Consider the following 3045-nt stretch of genomic DNA (forward strand, 5'->3'; position numbering starts at 1 on the left):
CACCGACGAAGGCCAGCAACGTGGCCCCCACGGCAACCGCGATATTCAGGCCTGCCATGGCGCCATCGGCCGCGGCTTCAATCACATTGGTCGCGCGAGGAATTTCCACATCCTGATGATGATCCTGCTCATCCTCGGCGGGCGGCACCAATATCTTGGCCATGGCCAGACCGGCGGGCGCCGACATGAAAGCTGCAGCGATCAGATACTTGAGCTCAACTCCCAGGCTGGCATAACCCACCAGGGTGCCACCCGCCACGGAGGCCAGGCCGCAGCTCATCACCGCGAAAAACTGGGAGTCGGACATCTTGGCAAGGTAAGGTTTGACCACCAGAGGAGCCTCGACCATACCGACGAAGATATTGGCGGTGGCGGAGAGGCTTTCGGCCCGACCAGTGCCGAGCAGTTTTTGCAGGCCGCCGCCGAGCAGTGAGATGACCCTTGTCATCAAGCCGATGTGATAGAGGATGGCGATCAGCGCCGAAAAGAAGATGATGACCGGCAGCACGTTGAAGGCAAAGATGAAGCCGAGCTTGAACTTGGCCAGATCCCCAAACAGGAAGGCGATCCCCTCCTGACCGTAGCCGATGACGCTGCTCACGCTGTCACTGACGGCATTCAGCACCCGCTGGCCGGCGGGCAACCAGAGTACCAGTCCGGCAAAGACGATCTGCAGGGTGAGGGCTCCCCCCACTGTTCGCAGTGGGATACGACGGCGGTTATCAGAGCAGAGGGTGGCGAGCGCCAGTATGCAGAGCATGCCGAGCAGGGCTATCATGGGGACTCCATCAGGGGATTCTAGATGTGTGCGGATTCTGCGCGCCTCCCCTGACGACTGCAAGCTGGCAAGGTTATCAGTCTGTTACCAAACGCCTTGGTGCAAGTCGCATAGACCCAAGCTCTTGATTCCCCTCGCCTTATTTTACCCCCACTGCCTACTGTTCACATATGAAAACAATCATTCCTCCAGGCCGGACAATGTGTGTCCTAACCAGGGGGCCAGCCGTTGCTGCCAGTAAGGTGGTGTACCGAATCCCTGTTTGAGGAAGTCGATGAAGAGGCGGATCTTGGGATCCAGATGCTCGCGGCGGGCATACACGGCATGGACCGCCATCTTCTGGCTCGGTCGCCACTCGGGCAGCAGCGGGATCAGGGCGCCGGATTGCAGCTCCTTGTCGAGCAGGTAGTTGGCGATATAGGCCACGCCGAGTCCGGCCATGGCGGCATCGCGTACCGCCTCAGCCAAATCGACCCTGTAGTTGCCCGCCACCTGCACCGTCTGGCGCTCCTTCTCCTTGCGAAAGTGCCACTCGTGATAGCGTCGCTCCCGACTCTGATAGGTGATGCAGTTGTGGCCCAGCAGATCCCGCGGCGTGAGCGGTGTGCCATGGCCAAGCAGGTAATCGGGAGAGGCCGCCAGCACGAAGCCGATGTCGGCCAGCCGCTGGCCAATCAGCCCCTCCGGCTTGTCCTCATAGGTAGTGATCCAGAGATCCAGCCCCTCATCCACCAGATTGGTTCTGTGATCGAACAGAGATACCTCCAGCTCCAGCTCGGGATAGCGCTGCTGGAAGGCCTTGAGGCGAGGTATCACATGCAGCCTGCCAAACGACTGACCCACCCCAAGATGCAGCACGCCGCTCACCTTGCCCCGCCTGTCCGCCACCATGGATTCCGCCTCCTGGGCCTGGGCCACCAAGGCACGGCAGTGGCGGGCATACTCCTGTCCCAGCTCGGTCAACGCGAAGCGGCGGGTGGTGCGCTGCACCAGCTGAGCACCGAGATCGGCTTCAAGCTGGGCCAGCTGCTTGCTGATGTGGGACTTGGAGACGCCAAGGCGCCGGGCGGCGGCCGAGATGCCCTGCTCGCGGACCAGGGCATCGAAGATCAACATTTGTGGGAGTCGGTGCAGCACGGTATGACCTGAACAAGAGATCGGAGCTCCATTATTCCAGAGCCGCCGCTCAGGGGGTAGCGGCGAGTGCCTGTTGTAGCTGGGCGAGCAGGGGATCCTCATCCGGGCGCTGGCGTGAGCCATAACTCGCCAGCAGTTGACCATCGCGCCCAATCAGATACTTGTGAAAATTCCAGGCTGGCGCCTCTTTGGCCGCCAGCGCCAGTCCCTTGAACAGGGGGATTGCCTGATCACCACGTACCGAGACCCGGTTGAACATAGGGAAAGTGACCCCGTAGTCCCGCTGGCAAACCGCAGCCGTTTCACCCTCCTCCCCCGCCTCTTGCTGGAAATCGTTGGAAGGGAAGCCGAGGATCAGCAGACCCTGGTCACGATAAGTTTCATAGAGTGCCTCCAACCCCTTGAACTGCTTGGTGTAACCACAATAGGACGCAGTATTGACTACCAGTACCACCTTGCCTTCGGTGAGCTGGCACAGGTTGTGACGCTGAGTGCTATTGAGCTCCCGCTGTTCGCCAGCTAGATAATCGGGGCAGCCAGCCAGGGCATAGTGACCCCAAAGCAGCAGGATGAGTGCGATTCCTTTCATTATCTTCTCCTTTTTCATCTGACCCCGGGCTAGCGGGCCAGTGGTTATGGTCAGCCTCTGAACTCTCTACGCAGCACAAGGAGTTTTGGCTCAGTCGGCCCATGACTCAGCGCAGCGCTATGCCTGTCAGCCAACCGTGCCCCCAGAAGATCAATACCGCAGTGGCGATGAGGCCCAGACCGAGGCTTGTCAGCGTCCCCTGCCAGTTTGCCTCGGGACGCGCCACCCTGCCCCAATCGCGGATCGATATCCAGACGATGCTGATCAGTGCCCACAGCCCCAGACCGCCGAACAGGATCAGGGAACGGGCCTCGGCATTGACCAACAGGTGAGCGCCACTCCAGATCAAGACACCGAGCAGCTGGGGATGACGCAACCAGCGGCGAAAATGGTTTGGGCCCAAGCCCGCGCAAAACAGAATAATCGCCAAAGGCATCATCCCCTGTACGGCTGTCGGCCCCCACTGAGGCGGGAAGTAGAGCGGCATCGGATAGAGGCTGCGCCAGCCGGCGATGATGCAGCCGATGGCGACCAGCAGCAG

At 60.7% G+C, this 3045-nt stretch carries 4 protein-coding genes; all 4 read right to left on the reverse strand.

Annotation, left to right across the window (positions count from 1 at the left end):
• The coding region (locus G113_RS19600; RefSeq protein ID WP_005911848.1) for a Na+ dependent nucleoside transporter N-terminal domain-containing protein at window positions 1-778 on the reverse strand (778 nt) is incomplete at its 3' end.
• A 180-nt stretch (window positions 779-958) separates the two neighbouring features.
• Window positions 959-1894, reverse strand: coding sequence for a LysR family transcriptional regulator (locus tag G113_RS19605; protein WP_005911850.1), 936 nt, complete (start codon window positions 1892-1894; stop codon window positions 959-961).
• A 70-nt stretch (window positions 1895-1964) separates the two neighbouring features.
• Window positions 1965-2504, reverse strand: a complete 540-nt coding sequence (locus tag G113_RS19610) for a glutathione peroxidase (protein WP_005911852.1) — start codon at window positions 2502-2504, stop codon at window positions 1965-1967.
• A 106-nt stretch (window positions 2505-2610) separates the two neighbouring features.
• Window positions 2611-3045, reverse strand: a 435-nt coding sequence (locus G113_RS19615) for an NnrU family protein (protein ID WP_040319424.1), incomplete at its 5' end; no start/stop codon positions are given.

The organism is Aeromonas molluscorum 848 (genome assembly GCF_000388115.1).
Classification (GTDB): domain Bacteria; phylum Pseudomonadota; class Gammaproteobacteria; order Enterobacterales; family Aeromonadaceae; genus Aeromonas; species Aeromonas molluscorum.